This window comes from Streptomyces hiroshimensis (assembly GCF_014650335.1).
Taxonomy (GTDB): domain Bacteria; phylum Actinomycetota; class Actinomycetes; order Streptomycetales; family Streptomycetaceae; genus Streptomyces; species Streptomyces hiroshimensis.
Genome location: NZ_BMUT01000012.1, coordinates 139,077 through 157,386 on the forward strand (window position 1 = coordinate 139,077; position 18,310 = coordinate 157,386).

Below are 18,310 nucleotides of genomic sequence, written 5' to 3' on the forward strand. Positions count from 1 at the left end.
ATGCCTCCTGTCGGTGCGACCGGAGGTCTTAAGGTAGGGCTGTAGACCATTAAAGGGAAGGGGTCAGATGAACGATCATGCGACGGACCGCCTGGCGCCGGTGCTGCGGCCGGTCCGCGCGGGCAACGGATTCGAGGAAGCGCTGGAGCAGATACTGCAGATCATGCGGCTGGGCCTGGTGGCCGAGGGGGAACGGCTGCCCGCCGAGCGCGAGCTGGCCGACCGCCTGCGGGTCAGCCGGGTGACGCTGCGCGAGGTGCTCAAGGTGCTGCAGGACCAGGGCCTGGTCGAGAGCCGGCGCGGCCGCTACGGCGGCACGTTCGTACTGGCGCGGCCGGCGACGGCGGGCGAGGAGGAGCTGCGGCGCCGGGTCGCCGACGTGGACGTGGAGGACACGCTGCGCTTCCGCGAGGTGCTGGAGGTGGGCGCGGCCGGGCTGTGCGCCGCGCACGGGCTTCCGGAGGGCGGGGCCGATCGGCTGCGCGCGGCGCTGGCCGCCACGCACGACGCGCCGCTGGCCGAATACCGGCGCATGGACACCCTGTTCCACCTGACGCTGGCCGAGCTGTCGGGCTCCCCGTCACTGGCCGCGCACTACGCGGCGGTGCGGGCGACGGTCAACGACCTGCTGGACTGCATTCCGCTGCTGGTGCGGAACCTTGAGCACTCCCAGCTGCAGCACACCGCGCTCGTGGAGGCGGTCCTGGACGGGGATGCGGAAGCGGCGCGCGAGGTGATGCGCGAGCACTGCTGCGGGACGGCGGCGCTGCTGCGGGGTTTTCTGTCGTAACGCCCGCCACGTAACCCGCAGGGACCTCTCTCGTAACCAGTGTTTTACGCAAGGGGGTTGCCGAATCAGCCACGCCGGGGCAAAGGTATGCCGCAAAACCTTTACCCCCCGAGGCAGGGAGCGGCAGCATGCCCGAACGCACGGAGACACCCACGGCACCGCCAAGCTCCCCGGGCCGGTCGGCGGAGCGCCCGGACTACCTGGAGAAGCGCACGCTGCGCCGCGGCAGCGCCGGCCCCCTGCTCCTCACCGGCCTCGGCGTCGCCTACGTCGTCTCCGGCGACTTCTCCGGCTGGAACTTCGGCCTCGCGCACGGCGGGTTCGGCGGGCTCGCCGTCGCCGCCGCCCTGATGGGGCTGATGTACACCTGTATGGTCTTCGCGCTCGCCGAGATGGCCGCCGTCCTGCCGACGGCGGGCGGAGGCTACGGCTTCGCGCGGCGTGCGCTCGGCCCGTGGGGCGGCTTCCTCACCGGCACCGCCATCCTCATCGAATACGTCCTCGCGCCCGCGGCCATCTCCCTCTTCATCGGCGACTACGTGGAGTCGCTCGGCCTGTTCGGGCTCACCTCGTCCTGGCCGGTGTACCTGGCCTGCTTCGTGATCTTCATCGGCATCCACCTGTGGGGCGTGGGTGAGGCCCTGCGCTTCAGCTTCGTCGTCACCGGCATCGCCGTCGCCGCGCTGCTCGTCTTCGCGGCGGGGGCGTTCACCGACTTCGACGCGGGCCGGCTGCACGACATCCCCGTCGACACCGGCGCCCTCGGGGCCTCCTCCTGGCTGCCGTTCGGGCTGCTCGGGATCTGGGCGTCCTTCCCGTTCGGGATGTGGTTCTTCCTCGGCGTCGAAGGGGTGCCGCTCGCGGCCGAGGAGACCAAGGACCCCGTGCGCTCGCTGCCCCGGGCCATGGCCACGTCCATGGGCATCCTGCTGGTCCTCGCGCTCCTGACCTTCCTCGCCTCGACGGGCGCGGGCGGTGCGGACGCCCTCAAGGACGCCGGGAACCCGCTCGTGGCCGCCGTCCAGCCGGACGGGCACCCCACCGTGCTCGGCCGCATCGTCAACTACGCGGGGCTCGCAGGCCTCGTGGCCTCCTTCTTCTCCCTCATCTACGCCGGGTCCCGGCAGCTCTTCGCCCTCTCGCGCGCCGGCTACCTCCCCCGCTTCCTCTCCCTCACCAGCCGCCGCAAGGCCCCCTGGCTGGGCCTGGTGGTGCCCGGCGCGCTCGGGTTCGGGCTCGCGGCGGCGACCGGGGACGGGGCGCGGATGCTCAACGTCGCCGTGTTCGGCGCCACCGTCTCCTACGCACTGATGTCCCTCTCCCACATCGTGCTGCGGCGCCGCGAGCCGGGGCTGGAGCGGCCCTACCGGACGCCCGGGGGCGTCGCGACCTCGGCGCTCGCCTTCGTCCTCGCCTGCGCGGCGCTGGTGGCGACCTTCCTGGTGGACGTCACCGCCGCGCTCGTCGCCCTCGGCGTCTACGCCGTCGCCGCCGTGTACTTCGCCTGCTGGAGCCGGCACCGGCTCGTGGCGGGGGCGCCCGAGGAGGAGTTCGCGGCGCTCGCCGCGGCGGAGGCGGAACTGAACCGCGACTGACCACGTGATCGACGTCGTAGCGTACGGAACCAGGTACGGAATCACGTACGGAATCGCGTACGGGATCACGTACGTACGGAAAGGACCCGCTCCATGCCCCGCCAGCCACTGATCGGCGTCACCACCTACCTCACCCGGGCCCGCTGGGGCGCCGCGTGGGACCTGCCGGCCGCACTCCTGCCCGCCTCCTACGCCCAGCACGTCCAGCGGGCCGGCGGCCTCGCCGTCCAGCTGCCGCCGGACGAGCCGGCCGCCGCGGGCGACATAGTGCGGCGGCTGGACGGCCTCGTCCTCGCCGGCGGCGAGGACCTCGACCCCGGCCTCTACGGCGAGCGGCCGCACCCGCGCGCGGGCGCGCCGGTCCCCGAACGCGACGCGTGGGAGCTGGCGCTGCTGGGCGCCGCGCTGGAGCGGGGCGTTCCGGTGCTCGGGATCTGCCGCGGCATGCAGCTGATGAACGTGCACGCCGGCGGCTCGCTGTGCCAGCACCTGCCGGACGAAGTGGGGCACGAGGAGCACAACCCCGTCGTCGGCGCCTTCACCGACCACCTGGTCAAGCCGGTCCCGGACAGCCGCCTGGGCCGTCTCCTGCCCGAACCGTGCGACGTCGCCACGCACCACCACCAGTCCGTCGCCCGCCTGGGCGACGGACTCGTCGCCACGGCCCACGCGGAGGACGGCACCATCGAGGCCCTGGAACGCCCGGGCGACCTCTTCGCGGTGGGCGTCCAGTGGCACCCGGAAGCGCGGGACGACTTGCGCCTGACGCGAGCCCTGGTCGAGGCGGCCACCGTCGGCTGAGCGCTTCCGGGTGCGCCCGGGTCGCCCCTCGGCTCGGCACCGGCCCGGGGTTCATGGGTGCCTGCACCCATGAATCCGCCGCGACGGCGCCCAGCCCCCGCGGCGGAGACCGGCGGTGCCGTACGTGCCTCAGGCAGGCGCGGCACCGCCGGGCACCTTGACAGTGGTTGCTCGCCACCGCGGCGGAAGGGGGTGCCCGCACCGGTCCGGGCAGGCGCACCGCTGCGGCCGGAAGGGGGTTGCCCGGCGAGGCCCCGCTAGGGGCCCTGAGTCAGGCTCAGGAGATCCCTCGCCGGGCCCGTGGGGCGGTGGCCCGTGGGCCAGACCGCGCGCAGGGACCGGTGCAGGTCGAGATCCTCGAAGGGGATCTCGACCAGGCGCCGGGACGCCAGTTCCTCCCCGATCGCCAGCTCGCTGAGCACGGACGGCCCCGCCCCGCCCACCGCCGCGGCCTTCGCCGCCGTCGTGGAGGCCAGTTCGAGCAGGGGCTCGGCGAGCCCCCCGTACGCGGCGAGGGCCGCGTCCAGGACCTGCCGCGTGCCCGAGCCGCGTTCACGGAGGATCAGCGGGGTGGCCGCCAGCTCCGCCGCGGCGATCGGGGCCCGGCGCCGGGCCCAGGGGTGGGCCGGGGCCGTGACGACCACGAGCCGGTCGCCGCCGACGACCGCGCCGTCCAGCCCGGCCGGGGCGGCGAGGCCCTCGACGAAGCCCAGGTCCGCCTCGCCCGCCCGCAGCCGCTCCGCGACGGCCGCCGAGTTCCCGGCGAGCAGCGTGACCGCCGTGCCGGGGCGCCGGGCGCGCAGGGCGACCAGCCAGCCCGGCAGCAGGTACTCGGCGATGGTCATGCTCGCGGCCACCCGCAGCCGCGAGTCCCGCTGCCCGCGCAGCGCCTGCGCCCCGGCGTCGAAGGCCTCGGCGGCCTCCACGATCCGCCGTGCCCAGTCGGTGACGAGCACTCCGGCGTCCGTCAGCCGCGACCCGCGCGGCGAGCGCTCGACGAGGCCGACGCCGAGCATCCGCTCCATGCTGCGGATCCGCCCGCTGGCGGCGGGCTGCGTGATGCCCGTCTCGCGCGCGGCCCGCCCCAGGCTGCCCAGCCGCGCCACGGCCAGCAGCAGCTCCAGCGCCGCGAGGTCGGGCACGCGGTGCGCGAGCGGGCCCCGCAGGCTGCCGCCGTCCTCGTTGCTCATAAATCCAGCTTATGCCCTCATAGAGACAAAGCCCCTGGTGGCAGGGGACCCCGCGGCCGACGCTGGACGCATGAGCACCTCCGGCACAGCCCCCCGCACCACCTCCCCCCTCCGCCAGCTCGGCCCGAACTGGTACGCCGCCGTCATGGGCACCGCGATCGTCGCGAGCGCAGGCGCGGCGCTGCCCGTACGGCCGCCGGGCCTGCGCGGGGCGTGCGAGGCGGTCTGGGCGCTGTCGGCGGTGGCGCTGGCCGTGCTGCTGGTGGCGCGGGCCGTGCACTGGGCCCGCCACCCCGACCAGGCGCGGCGCCACCTCGGCGACCCGGCCGTGGCACCGTTCTACGGCTGCGCGGCGATGGCGCTGCTGGCGGTCGGCGGGGCCACCCTCTCCGTGGGTTCGGCGGTGATCGGCACGGGCGCCGCCGTGGCCGCCGACGCCGTCCTGTGGACCGCCGGCACCGTGACCGGGCTGGCCGCCGCGGCCGGCATCCCGTACCTGATGGTGACCCGGCACCGGATAGAGCCGGGCCAGGCCTCCCCGGTCTGGCTGCTGCCCGTCGTGGCACCCATGGTCTCCGCGGCGCTGGGCCCGGCCCTCGTGCCGCACCTGCCGTCCGGCCAGTGGCAGGCGGCGATGGTGCTGGCCTGCTACGCCCTCTTCGGGATGAGCCTGCTGGCGACCCTGCTGATCCTGCCCGCGGTCTTCGCCCGGCTGATCCACCACGGCCCGCTGCCGCTCGCGCTCACCCCGGCCCTCTTCCTCGTCCTGGGCCCGCTCGGCCAGTCGACCACCGCGGTCGGCAACCTCGCCGACGCCGCGCAGGGCGCGCTGCCCGCCCCGTACGCGCACGCGGCGGCGCCGTTCGCCGTGCTGTACGGCACTCCTGTGATGGGCTTCGCACTGCTGTGGCTGGTACTGGCCGCGGCCATGGTGCTGCGGGCGTTCCGGCAGGGCATGGGCTTCGCGATGACCTGGTGGGCGTTCACCTTCCCCATAGGCACCTGCGTCACCGGCGCCGCGGCCCTGTCCCGCCACACCGGCCTGCACGCCCTGACCTGGCTGTCGGTGGGCCTGTACGCGCTGCTGGTGACGGCCTGGGCGGTGGCGGCCGCCCGCACCGCGCACGGCCTGGTCAGCGGCCGGCTGCTCGCAGCGCCGCGCCCAGCACCTCAGCCGCTTCCCGCAGTGAGGGTCCGTACCACGTGAGGTGACGCCCGCTGACGAGCGCGCACGGCAGCCCGGGGAAGGACTCCGGGCCGTCGTCGTGCGTGAAGCGGTAGGGCTCGTCGGGCAGGACGGCCAGCTCCGCACCGCACGCGTTCAGCTCGTCCAGGGGGATCCGCGGATAGCGCTCGCGGTGGTCCGCGTGGACGTTGGCGACGCCGAGCCGGGCGAGGACGTCACCGGCGAAGGTGTCCCGGCCGAGGACCATCCACGGCCGCCGCCACACCGGCACCACGGCCCGTACCGCCGGCCCGGCGGCCCGTACGTCCCGCCACGCGTCCTCCGCGTCGGCCAGCCACGCGGGCCTGGCCAGCCCGCAGCCGCGCACCAGGACCCGCTCCAGTTCGGCGAACGCCTGGGGCAGCGTACGTACTTCGGTGACCAGCACCTCCAGCCCGGCGGCGCGCAGCGCGCCGAGGTCGGGGGCGCGGTTCTCCTCCTCGTTGGCGAGGACGAGGTCGGGCGCGAGGGCGGCGATGCGCGCCGTGTCGGGGTTCTTCGTGCCGCCGATCCGGACGACGTCCAGGCCGGCCGGGTGGTCGCACCAGTCGGTGGCGCCGGCGAGCAGCCCGGGCTCGGTCGCGGCGACGGCCTCCGTCAAAGAGGGGACGAGGGAGACGACGCGGCGTACGGCGGGGCGGCTGCTCCTGGGCGGGACCACCGCCCCACCGTACGTCTGTTCGTCAGTGGCGGACAGGCGCCAGCTTGTCGGCCAGGCCCGGGTGGGCGTCCAGCCAGCGGCGGGCGGACTCCTTCTCCTTGCCCTTCCCGCCGTTCTGGATCTCGACCTCCAGGGAGGCGAGGTCCTTCTCGGAGAGCTTGAAGTCCTTCATCCAGGCCGTGACCTCGGGGAAGTCCTTGCCGAAGTCCTTCTTGCCGACGGCGTGGATCTCCTCGCCCTTGCCCCAGGCGCCCTTGGGGTCCTTGAGCTTCTTCAGCTGGTGCTTGCCGTAGGCCCAGTGCGGCGACCACAGGGTGGTGACGATGGGCTCCTTCTTCTTGATGGCCCGGTCGAGGTCGGCGAGCATCGAGGAGGTGGAGGAGGAGACGACCTTGTACTCGCCGTCCAGTCCGTACTCCTTGAGGACCTTGTCGTTGAGCGTGCCCATCATGCCCGCGCTGGACTCGATGCCGACGATCTTCCCGCCGAACTGGGCGCTCTTGCCCTTGAGGTCCTCCAGCGAGTCCACGCCCTTGACGTAGTCGGGCACGGACAGCTCCAGCGACGTGGGCCCGTACCAGGCGCCCAGGTCGGTGAGCTTGTCGCGGTAGCGGTCCATGTACTGCTTGTGGGTCGTCGGCAGCCAGGAGTCGAACTGCAGGTCCATCTGACCCTGCGCCAGCGCGGTGTAGAGCGGACCCGGGTCGAGCTGCTTGACGTCCGGCTTGTAGCCGCGGTCCTCAAGGATGTTCTGCCACAGGTAGGTGGTGGCGACGGCCTCGTCCCAGGGGAAGTAGCCGAGCTTGATGCCCCGGCCGTGCCCCACGTTCGCGCCCGCGGCCACGTTCTGCCCGTCGTCGCCGCTGCGCGCGAGGTTCATCCCGCCGGCGACCAGTGCGAGGACGACCACGCCGACGGTGGCGACGGCCGTGCCGGGCCGGTAGCGCAGGAAGGCGAACCCGCGGGCGGCGGAGGCGGCCTTGGCGGCGGCGCGGCGGCCGAGCGGGGAGACCCGCTGGTTGAGGGCGCCGGTCATCCGGTCCAGGTAGATGGCGAGGACGACGACGGCCAGGCCGCTCTCGACGCCGCCGCCGATGTCGACCTTGGTGACGGCCGCGTACACGGCCTCGCCGAGGCCGCCCGCGCCCGCCATGCCGGCGATGACGACCATGGACAGGGCCAGCATGATGACCTGGTTGACGCCCGCCATGATCGTGGGCAGGGCGAGCGGCAGCTGCACCCGGGTCAGGGTGTCGCGCGGCGTGGTGCCGAAGGCCGTCGCGGCCTCGACGAGCTCGCCGTCGACCTGCCGGATGCCCAGCTCGGTCATCCGGACGCCCGGCGGCATCGAGAAGACGACGGTCGCGATCAGGCCGGGGATCGGCCCGATCGAGAAGAACATGACGCCGGGGATCAGGTAGACGAAGGCGGGCATCGTCTGCATGACGTCCAGCGCGGGCCGCAGGACACCGCTGACCTTGCTGCTGCGCGCCGCCCAGATGCCGAGCGGCACGGCGACCAGCAGCGTGATCAGGCTCGCGACGAGGACGAGCGACAGCGTCGCCATCGCCGCCTCCCACAGGCCGAAGGAGTCGACCAGGGCGAAGCCGGCGAAGGTGAGCACGGCGGGCAGCAGCCCGCGCAGCCACCAGGCGACGACGGCCAGGATGCCGGCCATCAGCAGCGGATCGGGGGCGCCGAGGACGGCGTTCACCCCGTCGTACATACCGGTCAGGACCGTGTTGATGACGTCGAACAGCCAGCTCAGGTGGGTCTGCAGCCAGCTGACGGCGTTCTCGGCCCAGCTTCCGAAGTGGATCCTAGGCACGGGCGCTCACCTCCGCCTCGTCGGCGCGGGCAGGCGTGGCGGCCTCCGCGGGCTCGCCGGCTTCGGCGATCTCGCCGGTCTCCGGGGCCTCCCCGGTGCGCGGGGCGGGCACCCCCGGCTCCTCGCCGAGCGCGGCGAACAGCAGGTCGCGGGTGACGACGCCGGCCGGCTCGCCCCGCTCGTCGGTGACGGTGAGGGGGGCGGCGCTGCGGGCGAAGGAGGCGAACAGGTCGGCGAGCGGCGTCGCGGCGGGGACGGTGGCCGCCCCGTCGGCGCCGGAGGCCCGGCCGGTCCGGTCCATGATCGAGCCGGCGGTCAGCACCCGGCTGCGGTCGACGTCCTGGATGAAGGAGGCCACGTAGTCGTTGGCCGGGCGCACGAGGATGTCCTCCGCGGTGCCGTTCTGCACGATCCGGCCGTCGCGCATGACGGCGATCCGGTCGCCGAGGCGCATGGCCTCGTTGAGGTCGTGGGTGATGAAGACGATGGTCTTCTTCAGCCGCGTCTGCAGGTCCAGCAGCTGGTCCTGCATGTCGCGGCGGATCAGCGGGTCGAGGGCGCTGAAGGACTCGTCCATCAGCAGCAGGTCCGCATCGGTGGCCAGCGCCCGGGCGAGCCCGACGCGCTGCTGCATGCCGCCCGAGAGCTCGTCGGGCCAGGAGGTCTCCCAGCCCCCCAGGCCTGCGAGCTCCAGCGCCTCGGCGGCGCGCTTCTCGCGCTCCGCGCGCGCCACGCCCTGCACCTCCAGGCCGTAGGCCGCGTTCTCCAGCACGCTGCGGTGCGGGAAGAGCGCGAAGTGCTGGAAGACCATGCTGATCTTCCGGGAGCGCACCGTGCGCAGGTCGCGCGGGGACAGGGCGGTCAGGTCCTCCCCGTCGAAGAGGACGCGGCCGGCCGTCGGTTCCAGCAGGCCGTTGAGCATCCGCAGGAGGGTGGACTTGCCGGATCCCGACAGACCCATCACCACGAAGATCTGGCCGGCCTCCACCTCGAACGAGGCGTCGATGACCGCTGCGGTGGTGCCGTCGGCACGCAGCTCGTCGCGGTCGGCGCCGCCTTCGAGCCGTTGGACGGCGGCTTCGGGTCGTCTCCCGAACACCTTGTACAGATGCTCGGCCTGGAGCCTGGACACATACACCTCTCGGGTAGAACTCACGACGGCCCTGCCTCCCCCTGTGGCAGGGCCGTGGAGCGGTGCGGCATCGGTCCGCGTGCCCGCTTCCGGCACACGTGCCGAGGACGGGGTCCGCTCCGGTGCCGCGCCTGCCCCCGATCAATCCGGGCAAACGGAACAGTGACCCGGTTCACATCGGCGGGGTGGGCCTGCGGGGGCGGTGTCAGTGGTCTGCGGCATGATCGGACCGTGACGCGACGCCTGATGCTCCTCGACACCGCTTCCCTGTACTTCCGCGCCTATTTCGGGGTGCCCGACTCCGTCCGCGCCCCCGACGGCACCCCGGTGAACGCCGTGCGCGGCCTGCTCGACTTCATCGCCCGCCTCGTCCAGGACCACCACCCCGACGACCTGGTGGCCTGCATGGACTTCGACTGGCGGCCCCACTGGCGGGTCGAGCTCATCCCCTCGTACAAGGCGCACCGCGTGGCCGAGGAGACGGAGACCGGGCCCGATGAGGAGGAGGTGCCCGACACCCTCTCCCCGCAGGTCCCGGTGATCGAGGCCGTGCTCGACGCGATCGGCATCGCCCGGGTCGGCGCCGCGGGGTACGAGGCCGATGACGTGATCGGTACGCTCGCGGGGCGCGCCGAGGGCCCGGTCGACATCGTCACGGGCGACCGCGACCTCTACCAGCTGGTGGACGACCGGCGCGGGGTGCGGGTGCTGTATCCGGTCAAGGGCGTGGGCACGCTGCAGGCGGTCGACGAAGCGCTGCTGCGCGAGAAGTACGGGGTGGACGGATCCGGGTACGCCGACCTGGCGCTGCTCCGCGGCGACCCCAGCGACGGGCTCCCGGGGGTGCCGGGCATCGGCGAGAAGACGGCCGCGAAGCTGCTGGCCGCCTTCGGCGACCTGGCGGGGATCCTGGCCGCCGTGGACGACCCGGCGGCGAAGCTCACCCCGGTGCAGCGCACGCGCCTGGCGGAGGCCGGGCCGTATCTGGCGGTGGCCCCGAAGGTCGTACGGGTGGCGTCGGACGTCCCGCTGGCGCCGTTCGATCCGGCGCTCCCGGTGCGGCCGCGGGACCCTCAGGCGCTCGACGCCCTGGCCGGGCGGTGGGGGCTCGGCGGCTCGCTGCAGCGCCTGCTGGACGTTCTCGGCAGCTGAGCTGTTAGGTTAGGTAGACCTAACTTTTCAGGATCAGGGGATCAGGGGAGACACCATGGCAGAGCGTCCCGTCCGGCAGAGGCCGAAGCTCAACCGGGCCCGTGTGGTGCGCACCGAGCGGCTCACGCCGCACATGGTGCGCGTGGTGCTCGGCGGCGAGGGCCTCGCGGACTTCGGCGCGGGCGAGCACACCGACCACTACGTGAAGCTCCTCTTCCCCGTGCCCGGTGTCACCTACCCCGAGTCGTTCGACATGGAGATCATCCGCCGGGAGCTGCCCCACGAGCACTGGCCGAAGACCCGTACGTACACGGTGCGCTCCTTCGACCGCGAGGCGCGCGAGCTGGCCATCGACTTCGTCGTCCATGGCGACGAGGGCCTGGCCGGCCCGTGGGCGGCCTCGGTCCGGCCGGGCGCCGAGGTGATCTTCCGCGGCCCCGGCGGCGCCTACTCCCCCGACCCGGCCGCCGGCTGGCACCTCCTGGCGGGCGACGAGAGCGCGCTGCCGGCGATCGCCGCGTCCCTGGAGCGGATCCCGGCCGGCGCGCGCGTGCACGCCTTCGTCGAGATCCCCGGCCCGGAGGACGAGCAGAAGCTGGAGCTGGCCGAGGGCGTCGAGGTCACGTGGCTGCACCGCGGCGCCGCGCCCGTCGGCGAGGCCCTGGTCGCGGCCGTCCGCGGGCTCGACTTCCCGTCCGCCGACGTCCAGGCCTTCGTGCACGGCGAAGCGGGCTTCGTGAAGGAGCTGCGCCGGTACCTGCGCGTGGAGCGGGAGGTGCCGCGCGAGCGGCTGTCGGTGTCGGGCTACTGGCGCCGCGGCCACGACGAGGACGGCTGGCAGGCGTCCAAGCGCGAGTGGAACCAGCAGGTCGAGGTCGAACAGGAAGGTGCGGCTGCGGCGTAGGCCTGGCCGGGGCCGGCGCCGACGGCCACGCTGTGACCGTCGGCGCCGGGCGCCTCAGCCCACCGACGAGTACGCCACGACACCCCGCAGCAAGCCGTCCACCGCACGCCGCGCATTGCGCGCCACCGTACTGCCGTCCTGCGGCGCCGCAGCCGCGATCTGCCCCAGTACGTCGATCAGCTGCTTGCACCACCGCACGAAGTCACCGGCCGGCATCTCGACCTCCCGCAGGACCTCGTCCAGCCCGTGCCCGGACGCCCAGCGGTACGCCGCCCAGGCGAAGCCGAGGTCCGGCTCGCGCTGGCCGACCCCCTCCGCCTGGTTGATCTTGTGCTGCTCCTCCAGGGCGTCGAGCCGGCCCCAGATGCGCACCATCTCGCCGAGGGCCTCCTTCGCCGGGCCCGTGGGCAGCTTCGGGGGCGCCGCGTCGTCGGCCATGCGCGCCTCGAAGACCAGCGCCGAGGCGCACGCCGCGAGCTCGGCCGGCTTCAGCCCCTCCCACACGCCGTCGCGCAGGCACTCGGAGGCCAGCAGGTCCAGCTCGCCGTAGAGGCGCGCGAGCCGCCTGCCGTTCTCGGTGACCTCGGTCCCCCGCAGGTAGTCCAGCTCGGTGAGGAGCGCGCAGATCCGGTCGAAGGTGCGGGCGATGGTGTTCGTACGCCCCTCGATGCGCCGCTCCAGCTGGCGGGTGTCCCGCAGCAGCCGCTGGTAGCGCTCGGCCCAGCGGGCGTGGTCCTCGCGGTCGGAGCAGCCGTGGCAGGGGTGCGCGCGCAGGGCCGCGCGCAGCCGGGCGATCTCGGTGTCGTCGGCGCCCGCCGCGCGGGACTTGCGGTGCCGGTCGGGCACGATGTGCCCCGCCTTGGTGCGCAGCGCGGAGGCGAGGTCGCGCCGCGACTGCGGGGAGCGCGGGTTGAAGGACTTGGGGATCCGCATCCGCTCCAGCGCCTCCACCGGCACCGGGAAGTCCATCGGGGCGAGGCGCTTGACCTGCCGCTCGGCGGTGAGCACCAGCGGGCGCGGGCCGTCGTGGGCGTCGAAGCCGCGGTGGCGGTCGGCGCGGGCGGGCGGCAGGCCGGGGTCCAGCACGAGGGCCAGGCCCGCGTACTTGCCGGTGGGAACGTGGATGACGTCACCGGGCTTGAGCCGCTCCAGGGCCGTCGCCGCGGCGGCGCGGCGCTGCACCGCGCCCTGCTTGGCCAGGTCGGTCTCACGGTCCTTCAGCTCACGGCGCAGCCTGGCGTACTCCTCGAAGTCGCCCAGGTGGCAGGTGACGGCCTCGCGGTAACCCGCCAGGCCCTCCTCGTTCTTCTGCACCTGCCGGGAGATGCCGACGACCGACTTGTCGGCCTGGAACTGCGCGAACGACGTCTCCAGCAGCTCGCGCGAGCGGTGCCGCCCGAACTGCGAGACGAGGTTGACCGCCATGTTGTACGACGGCTTGAAGCTGGAGCGCAGCGGATACGTGCGGGTGCCCGCGAGACCGGCGAGCGCGGCCGGGTCCATGGCGCGCTGCCACAGCACGACGGCGTGCCCCTCGACGTCGATGCCGCGCCGCCCGGCGCGGCCGGTCAGCTGGGTGTACTCGCCGGGCGTGATGTCCGCGTGGGTCTCGCCGTTCCACTTGACGAGCTTCTCCAGCACCACCGTGCGGGCCGGCATGTTGATGCCGAGGGCCAGCGTCTCGGTGGCGAAGACGGCCTTGACCAGGCCCTTGACGAAGAGCTCCTCCACGACCTCCTTGAAGGTCGGCAGCATGCCCGCGTGGTGGGCGGCGATGCCGCGCTCCAGGCCCTCCAGCCACTCGAAGTAGCCGAGGACGTGCAGGTCCTCGTCGGGGATGGCGGCCGTGCGCTCCTCGACGATCTCGCGGACCTTCGCGCGCGCCGCGTCGTCGTTGAGCCGCAGGCCGGCGTACAGGCACTGGTTGACGGCGGCCTCGCAGCCCGCGCGGCTGAAGATGAAGGTGATCGCGGGCAGCAGGCCCTCGGCGTCGAGGCGCTCGATGACCTCCGGGCGGCCGGGCGTCCAGATCCGGCTGCGCTGGCGGCGCTCGCGCTCGCGGTCGGCCTCGCGCACCATCTTGCCGCGGCGGCGCTCGCGCGGGTTGTAGGTGCGGCTGTTCTCCATGCGGGCCATGCGCAGCAGGTCGGGGTTGACCTCGCGCCGGGCGGCGCCGCGGCCGCCGTGGTCCGTCTCCTCCTCGAAGAGGTCGTACATCCGCCGGCCGGCGAGCACGTGCTGCCACAGCGGGACGGGCCGCTCCTCGGAGACGATCACCTCGGTGTCGCCGCGCACGGTGTCCAGCCAGTCGCCGAACTCCTCGGCGTTGGAGACGGTGGCCGACAGGGAGACGAGGGTCACCGACTCCGGGAGGTGGATGATGACCTCCTCCCAGACGGCGCCGCGGAAGCGGTCGGAGAGGTAGTGCACCTCGTCCATGACCACGTAGCCCAGGCCGGTGAGGGCCTGGGAGTTGGCATAGAGCATGTTGCGCAGGACCTCGGTGGTCATCACGAGCACCGGGGCATCGGCGTTGATGCTGTTGTCGCCGGTCAGCAGGCCGACCTTGGCGGCGCCGTAGCGCCTGACGAGATCGCTGTACTTCTGGTTCGACAGCGCCTTGATGGGCGTGGTGTAGAAGCACTTGCGGCCCTGGAGGAGGGCCAGGTGGACGGCGAACTCGCCCACGATGGTCTTGCCCGAACCGGTCGGCGCGGCGACCAGGACACCCTTCCCGGCCTCCAGGGCCTTGCAGGCGTCTATCTGGAAGGGGTCCAGCTCGAATTCGTACATCTCGCGGAACGGTGCGAGCGCGGTGGCCTGCTCGGCAGCGCGCACCCGTGACAGGGCGTAGCGCTCAGCAGGGGACATGTCGTCGGTCATCTTGTCTACGAGCCTACCGGTGACCTCCGACAGCGCACCCGATCTTTTATGCAGCCTTTTCCGCAGCTCCGAGCAGGCGCACGGCTCCGGGCACGGTCTCGGCTTCCAGCGGCAGCGGGCCGAGCGGCTCGCCGTCCGCCCAGCCGGTGACCCCGGCTGCGGACAGTGACACCTTGGCGACGCGGTGCACGGTGACCTTCGGGTGGCCGAGGTGGGTGCCGCGGTAGACCCGGGGGAAGACCTTCAGCAGGGTGGAGCGGCTGCACGGGCCGACGACGGTGATGTCGAACAGCCCGTCGTCCATGCGGGCTCCCGCGCAGATGCGCATGCCCCCGCCGTAGGAGGAGCTGTTGCCGACGGCGACGAGGGTCGCCTCGATCTCCTGCTCCGGGCCGTCGTCCAGCCGGATCCGGTACGCAACGGGGCGCAGCGCGGCCAGTTCGGCGATCATCGCCAGGTCGTAGCGCAGGCGGCCGGAGGGGAAGCGCATCCGGTTGCCGCGGTCGTTGACGCGCGAGTCGAAGCCGGAGGCGAGCACCGTCGCGAAGTACGTCCCGCCGGCCCGGCCGAGGTCCACAGGGCGGCCGCCGTCGCCCTTGAGGGACTCGGCGATGAGGCGGCCGGCCGCCGCGGGGTCGCGGACCGGCAGCCCGGCCTCGCGGGCGAAGTCGTTGCCGGTGCCGACGGCCACCACGCCGAGCGGGGTGGGCGTTCCGGCGACGGCCTGGAGGGCCAGCGAGGTCATGCCGTCGCCGCCGACGGCGATCAGCGCTCCGGTGCCGCCCGCGACGGCCTCGCGGGCCCGGCGCAGAGCGTCGGCGGCGTTCTCGCCGAGGACGGTGCGGACGGAGAACCCGGCGGCGCGCAGCGCCCGGGCGGCCGGCTGGGCGGCGGCCGCCCCGCGCCCGCGGCCTGCCGTCGGGTTGACGAAGAGCGTGATGTCGCTGGTCACCCGCCGGACCCTATCGGGTCGGGATGCGCCGAGGGGCGGCCGCTGTGTCAGCGGCCGCCCCTCGGCGGTGCCTGGACGATGCGCTCCTCGGAGCGCGCCGCCTCAGCTCACGTCACGTCGTCGTAGCTGTTGCGGGCCGCGTGGCTGCGGCCGTCCTCGGATCGCTCGCTCAGGGCCGGCATCGGCTCGGAGTCGCCGGTGGACTGCGGGGTCAGGTCCAGGGGGGCCGCCTCGTCGTCCGACAGCAGCCGGTCGGGGTTGCGCAGCGCACGGCGCTTGTCGTTCAGCATCGAGAAGCCGACCGCACCGAAGTACAGGATGATGATCGGCACCGCCAGGATGCACATGCCGAACGGGTCGGTGCTCGGGGTCGCGACCGCGCCGAAGACGAAGACGCCCATCACGACGCCGCGCCACCACTTGACCATGGTCTTGCCCGTGACCATGCCGGCGATGTTCATCATCACCAGGAGCAGGGGCAGCTCGAAGGCGAGGCCGAAGACGAGGATCATCCGGACGGTGAAGTCGAGGATGTCGTCGAGGTTGAGGGTGTTGGCCGCGGAATCGGGTGTGATCTGGAGCAGCACCCGCATGCTCATCGGCATGATCTCGTAGGCCAGCCAGGCGCCCGCGACGAAGAGCGGGGCCGCCGTCGCCACGAAGGCGATCGTGTACTTCTTCTCGCTCTTGTGCAGGCCGGGGGCGAGGAACGCCCACAGCTGGTAGAGCCAGATCGGCGAGGAGACCGTCACGCCCGCCAGGAGGCAGATCTTGACGATCGTCGTGAACGGCGACGACAGGCTGTTGAAGACGACGATCGCGCAGTTGCCGCCGTGGCTCTGGGCGAGATCGCGCCCGGGGCACTTGGGAACGGGGCTCGAGAGGAAGTCCGTGAGCTGCTTCTGGTAGAAGGCAGCGACGATCGCGACCACGATGATCGCGAGGACCGCCTTGGCCAGCCGGTTGCGCAACTCACGCAGGTGCTCCGCGAGCGGCATCCGCCCCTCGGGGTCCTTCTCCTTCTTGCGGGCAGACTTGGGCAACCCACGTCCCTATCTCGTGCGGCAGACGGACACCCCGCGGGCGGCCGCCTCGATCGTCCCTGAAAAAGTGCTGCTCAGCGCCTGTCCGGCGCTGCTCAGTGCTACGCGGAGCGGTCGCTCGGCTCGGTGACCGGACGCGCGCCGGCCACATCGCCGGGAGCCGCCTTGATCGTACGCGGGGCCTGGCCGGCGGGCGGGTCGGCCGGGGCGGAGGCGTTGTCCTGGCCCTCCGACTTCATGGCCTTCGCCTCGCTCTTGAGGATGCGGGCGGACTTGCCCAGGGAACGCGCCATGTCCGGGAGCTTCTTCGCACCGAACAGCAGGACGATGACGACGAGAATGAGGATGATCTCGGGGGCGCCGAGCCTACCGAACATTTGCGTTTACCTTCTCACCGAGGCGGCATGGGGTGGGGTACTGCCGACCGATCGGACATTTGTCCATCAGCCGTACGGCAGCGATCGTAACGCGCAGGGGTAAACGCTGGGCAATCCCCTTGCGTACTCCCGGATGCGACCCCCCGCCTCGTCGCCGGGGCCACCGAAACAGCGTACCGCCCGGTCGGTGAACCCAGGAGAGAGCGGGAGCGACGTTGTCAGAACCGCTCATTCCTGGCGCAAAGTGTGCACGGCCTGTGCGCCCGCCGCGGCGAGCGGCGTCGCGGCCCGCTCCAGGTCCTCCGCGGCCCGGCTGATCCGCTGCGAGCTCTCCGAGACCTGACGCGCCAGCCGCCGCACTTCGACCAGCACCCGGGCGGCCAGCACCCCGAGGACGGCGATCCCCAGGAAGGAGAGGGCGACGGCGAGCATGGGCCAGAACATGGGGCGAACCTATCGGGATGTCGGAATGGCTCAAAACAGCTGTTTATCGGAGTGTTTCGTACGGACTGTGTTCGTACGCACCGGGCCCGGCAGCGGGCCGGGGCTCACACCGTCGAGTGCAACCGCAGCGTACGCACCCCGCCGCCCGTCAGCAGCTCGACGATCCGCTCCCCCGCCGGCTTGCGCACCGCGGAACCGCAGTCCGGGCAGGTGAAGGAGTAGAAGGTGGTCCGCCGGCTGCCGCCGATCGCCAGCCGCAGCGCGCTCGCGGCCAGCTCGAAACGGCCGCGGCAGTCGGGGCAGGCCGCCTTGAACATCGCGGCTCCCGGCACTCTCCCGTCCATCGCGTCCACCCTCACTCCCCGTACGCCGCAAGGGCCTCGCGGGCGGCGTCCCGCGCACTGACCGCCAGCGCCGCCGGCGAGACGATCCGCCCGTCGCCGCCGAGCCGCAGCGCGAGCCGGCGCAGCGAGGCCGGGTCCGGCGTGCGCAGCGTGATCCGCAGGCCGCCGTCGGGCCGCTCCTCGGCGCTGTCGTGCGGGTAGTACTCGGCGACCCAGCGGCCGCCGGGGCCCACCTCGATCACGACCTCCGGATCCTCCGCGGCCGGCTGCACCAGCCCCTCGGAGAGGTCGCGCAGCTCGACCGGCGGCGGGTCGGAGGGCTCGTCGAGCAGCCTGATTTCGGCCACCCGGTCCAGGCGGAAGGTGCGCCGCGCCTCCGAGAGCCGGCACCACGCCTCCATATAGGTGTGGCCCACGACGAACAGCCGGACGGGGTCGACCTCGCGCTCGGTGAGCTCGTCGCGCGCGGGCGAGTAGTACTTGATCCAGACGCGGCGGCGCTCGGCGATCGCCCGGTCGACGTCGGCGAAGACGCCGCCCTCGGACTCGAAGGTCACCGACAGCCGCGAGCTCGCGCCCGCGGCCTCGCCGGCCGCGGCCTCGATCTTCGCGGTGGCCCGCACCAGCGCCTGCCGGTCGCTCTCGCGCAGGCCCGGCAGCGTCGCCACCGCGCGCGCGGCCACCAGCAGGGCCGTGGCCTCGTCCGCGGCGAGCCGCAGCGGCTCGCCCGTGCTGCTGCCCGAGGCGTCCGGGTTGTGCCACCAGATGCGGTCGCCGTCGGTGTCGATGTCCAGCAGGTCACCGCCGCGGAAGCTGGTGCCGCACATCGGCAGGACGTCGAGGTCGCCGATCAGCTCGTCCTCGGTGATCCCGAAGGCGCGCGCCACGTCGGTGACCCGGGCGCCGGGGCGCTCCCGCAGATAGGTGACCAGCGACAGCATCCGCCGCGTCTGATCAATGGCGTTTCCGGCCATCAGAAGTCGGTCCGT

At 73.1% G+C, this 18,310-nt stretch carries 16 protein-coding genes and 1 pseudogene; 6 read left to right on the forward strand and 11 right to left on the reverse strand.

Annotated elements, in window-relative coordinates:
• The first annotated feature begins 67 nt into the window (after positions 1-67).
• The 3 genes from IE241_RS25785 to IE241_RS25795 all read left to right on the forward strand — a co-directional run bounded on the left by IE241_RS25785 (position 68) and on the right by IE241_RS25795 (position 3,186).
• Entirely contained in the window at positions 68-790 is a 723-nt protein-coding gene (locus IE241_RS25785; protein WP_190024218.1) for a FadR/GntR family transcriptional regulator, read from the forward strand.
• 128 nt (positions 791-918) lie between these two features.
• The gene (gene eat, locus IE241_RS25790; RefSeq protein ID WP_190024219.1) at positions 919-2,385 is read left to right on the forward strand and encodes an ethanolamine permease; all 1,467 of its coding nucleotides are present in this window, start codon (positions 919-921) and stop codon (positions 2,383-2,385) included.
• A gap of 93 nt (positions 2,386-2,478) precedes the next feature.
• Positions 2,479-3,186, forward strand: coding sequence for a gamma-glutamyl-gamma-aminobutyrate hydrolase family protein (locus tag IE241_RS25795; protein ID WP_190024220.1), 708 nt, complete (start codon positions 2,479-2,481; stop codon positions 3,184-3,186).
• A 257-nt stretch (positions 3,187-3,443) separates the two neighbouring features.
• Here IE241_RS25795 and IE241_RS25800 read toward each other — a convergent pair whose 3' ends face one another.
• The gene (locus IE241_RS25800; protein WP_190024221.1) at positions 3,444-4,376 is read right to left on the reverse strand and encodes a LysR family transcriptional regulator; all 933 of its coding nucleotides are present in this window, start codon (positions 4,374-4,376) and stop codon (positions 3,444-3,446) included.
• Positions 4,377-4,446: 70 nt separating this feature from the next.
• Here IE241_RS25800 and IE241_RS25805 point away from each other — a divergent pair, with 70 nt between their 5' ends.
• Entirely contained in the window at positions 4,447-5,583 is a 1,137-nt protein-coding gene (locus tag IE241_RS25805) for a TDT family transporter (RefSeq protein ID WP_190024222.1), read from the forward strand.
• Here IE241_RS25805 and IE241_RS25810 read toward each other — a convergent pair.
• The 3 genes and pseudogenes from IE241_RS25810 to IE241_RS25820 form a co-directional block, all read right to left on the reverse strand.
• Positions 5,510-6,262 (reverse strand): helical backbone metal receptor, encoded by a 753-nt coding sequence (locus IE241_RS25810; protein ID WP_190024223.1) that lies wholly within the window; start codon positions 6,260-6,262, stop codon positions 5,510-5,512. The two genes, IE241_RS25805 and IE241_RS25810, sit on opposite strands and share 74 nt — an antisense overlap.
• A gap of 31 nt (positions 6,263-6,293) precedes the next feature.
• Positions 6,294-8,090, reverse strand: a pseudogene (locus IE241_RS25815) (ABC transporter permease/substrate binding protein); the annotation flags it as partial.
• A complete protein-coding gene (locus IE241_RS25820; RefSeq protein ID WP_190024353.1) occupies positions 8,083-9,222 on the reverse strand; it encodes a quaternary amine ABC transporter ATP-binding protein in 1,140 nt (379 codons plus the stop codon). The gene IE241_RS25820 and the pseudogene IE241_RS25815, both read right to left, overlap by 8 nt.
• Before the next feature lie 246 nt (positions 9,223-9,468).
• Between IE241_RS25820 and IE241_RS25825 the strand changes: the two genes are divergently transcribed.
• On the forward strand, positions 9,469-10,374 hold the full coding sequence (locus IE241_RS25825; protein ID WP_190024354.1) for a 5'-3' exonuclease: 906 nt from the start codon (positions 9,469-9,471) through the stop codon (positions 10,372-10,374).
• A 55-nt stretch (positions 10,375-10,429) separates the two neighbouring features.
• Positions 10,430-11,278 (forward strand): siderophore-interacting protein, encoded by an 849-nt coding sequence (locus tag IE241_RS25830; protein WP_190024225.1) that lies wholly within the window; start codon positions 10,430-10,432, stop codon positions 11,276-11,278.
• Positions 11,279-11,332: 54 nt separating this feature from the next.
• Here IE241_RS25830 and IE241_RS25835 read toward each other — a convergent pair whose 3' ends face one another.
• The 7 genes from IE241_RS25835 to IE241_RS25865 all read right to left on the reverse strand — a co-directional run bounded on the left by IE241_RS25835 (position 11,333) and on the right by IE241_RS25865 (position 18,295).
• Positions 11,333-14,161, reverse strand: a complete 2,829-nt coding sequence (locus IE241_RS25835; protein WP_190024226.1) for a DEAD/DEAH box helicase — start codon at positions 14,159-14,161, stop codon at positions 11,333-11,335.
• Positions 14,162-14,207: 46 nt separating this feature from the next.
• Positions 14,208-15,113 carry a diacylglycerol kinase gene (locus IE241_RS25840; protein ID WP_190024227.1) on the reverse strand — a complete coding sequence of 302 codons (906 nt, stop codon included), beginning with the start codon at positions 15,111-15,113 and terminating at the stop codon, positions 14,208-14,210.
• A 107-nt stretch (positions 15,114-15,220) separates the two neighbouring features.
• Positions 15,221-16,111: a twin-arginine translocase subunit TatC gene (gene tatC, locus IE241_RS25845; RefSeq protein ID WP_190024355.1), complete on the reverse strand. Its 891-nt coding sequence runs from the start codon at positions 16,109-16,111 to the stop codon at positions 15,221-15,223.
• Between the two features lie 146 nt (positions 16,112-16,257).
• On the reverse strand, positions 16,258-16,533 hold the full coding sequence (gene tatA, locus IE241_RS25850; RefSeq protein WP_190024228.1) for a Sec-independent protein translocase subunit TatA: 276 nt from the start codon (positions 16,531-16,533) through the stop codon (positions 16,258-16,260).
• 228 nt (positions 16,534-16,761) lie between these two features.
• On the reverse strand, positions 16,762-16,977 hold the full coding sequence (locus tag IE241_RS25855) for a hypothetical protein (RefSeq protein ID WP_190024229.1): 216 nt from the start codon (positions 16,975-16,977) through the stop codon (positions 16,762-16,764).
• 104 nt (positions 16,978-17,081) lie between these two features.
• Positions 17,082-17,321: a hypothetical protein gene (locus tag IE241_RS25860; protein WP_190024230.1), complete on the reverse strand. Its 240-nt coding sequence runs from the start codon at positions 17,319-17,321 to the stop codon at positions 17,082-17,084.
• 11 nt (positions 17,322-17,332) lie between these two features.
• Entirely contained in the window at positions 17,333-18,295 is a 963-nt protein-coding gene (locus tag IE241_RS25865; RefSeq protein ID WP_190024231.1) for a helix-turn-helix transcriptional regulator, read from the reverse strand.
• Positions 18,296-18,310: the final 15 nt, after the last annotated feature.

What these genes read in the sequence shown, in the direction of transcription:
- IE241_RS25785 (WP_190024218.1), top strand. Translation starts at nt 68, where the DNA reads ATGAACGATCATGCGACGGACCGCCTGGCGCCGGTGCTGCGGCCGGTC.
- eat (WP_190024219.1), top strand. Translation starts at nt 919, where the DNA reads ATGCCCGAACGCACGGAGACACCCACGGCACCGCCAAGCTCCCCGGGC.
- IE241_RS25795 (WP_190024220.1), top strand. Translation starts at nt 2,479, where the DNA reads ATGCCCCGCCAGCCACTGATCGGCGTCACCACCTACCTCACCCGGGCC.
- IE241_RS25800 (WP_190024221.1), bottom strand. Translation starts at nt 4,376, where the DNA reads ATGAGCAACGAGGACGGCGGCAGCCTGCGGGGCCCGCTCGCGCACCGC.
- IE241_RS25805 (WP_190024222.1), top strand. Translation starts at nt 4,447, where the DNA reads ATGAGCACCTCCGGCACAGCCCCCCGCACCACCTCCCCCCTCCGCCAG.
- IE241_RS25825 (WP_190024354.1), top strand. Translation starts at nt 9,469, where the DNA reads ATGCTCCTCGACACCGCTTCCCTGTACTTCCGCGCCTATTTCGGGGTG.
- IE241_RS25830 (WP_190024225.1), top strand. Translation starts at nt 10,430, where the DNA reads ATGGCAGAGCGTCCCGTCCGGCAGAGGCCGAAGCTCAACCGGGCCCGT.
- IE241_RS25835 (WP_190024226.1), bottom strand. Translation starts at nt 14,161, where the DNA reads ATGACCGACGACATGTCCCCTGCTGAGCGCTACGCCCTGTCACGGGTG.
- tatC (WP_190024355.1), bottom strand. Translation starts at nt 16,111, where the DNA reads ATGCCGCTCGCGGAGCACCTGCGTGAGTTGCGCAACCGGCTGGCCAAG.
- tatA (WP_190024228.1), bottom strand. Translation starts at nt 16,533, where the DNA reads ATGTTCGGTAGGCTCGGCGCCCCCGAGATCATCCTCATTCTCGTCGTC.
- IE241_RS25855 (WP_190024229.1), bottom strand. Translation starts at nt 16,977, where the DNA reads ATGTTCTGGCCCATGCTCGCCGTCGCCCTCTCCTTCCTGGGGATCGCC.
- IE241_RS25860 (WP_190024230.1), bottom strand. Translation starts at nt 17,321, where the DNA reads ATGGACGGGAGAGTGCCGGGAGCCGCGATGTTCAAGGCGGCCTGCCCC.
- IE241_RS25865 (WP_190024231.1), bottom strand. Translation starts at nt 18,295, where the DNA reads ATGGCCGGAAACGCCATTGATCAGACGCGGCGGATGCTGTCGCTGGTC.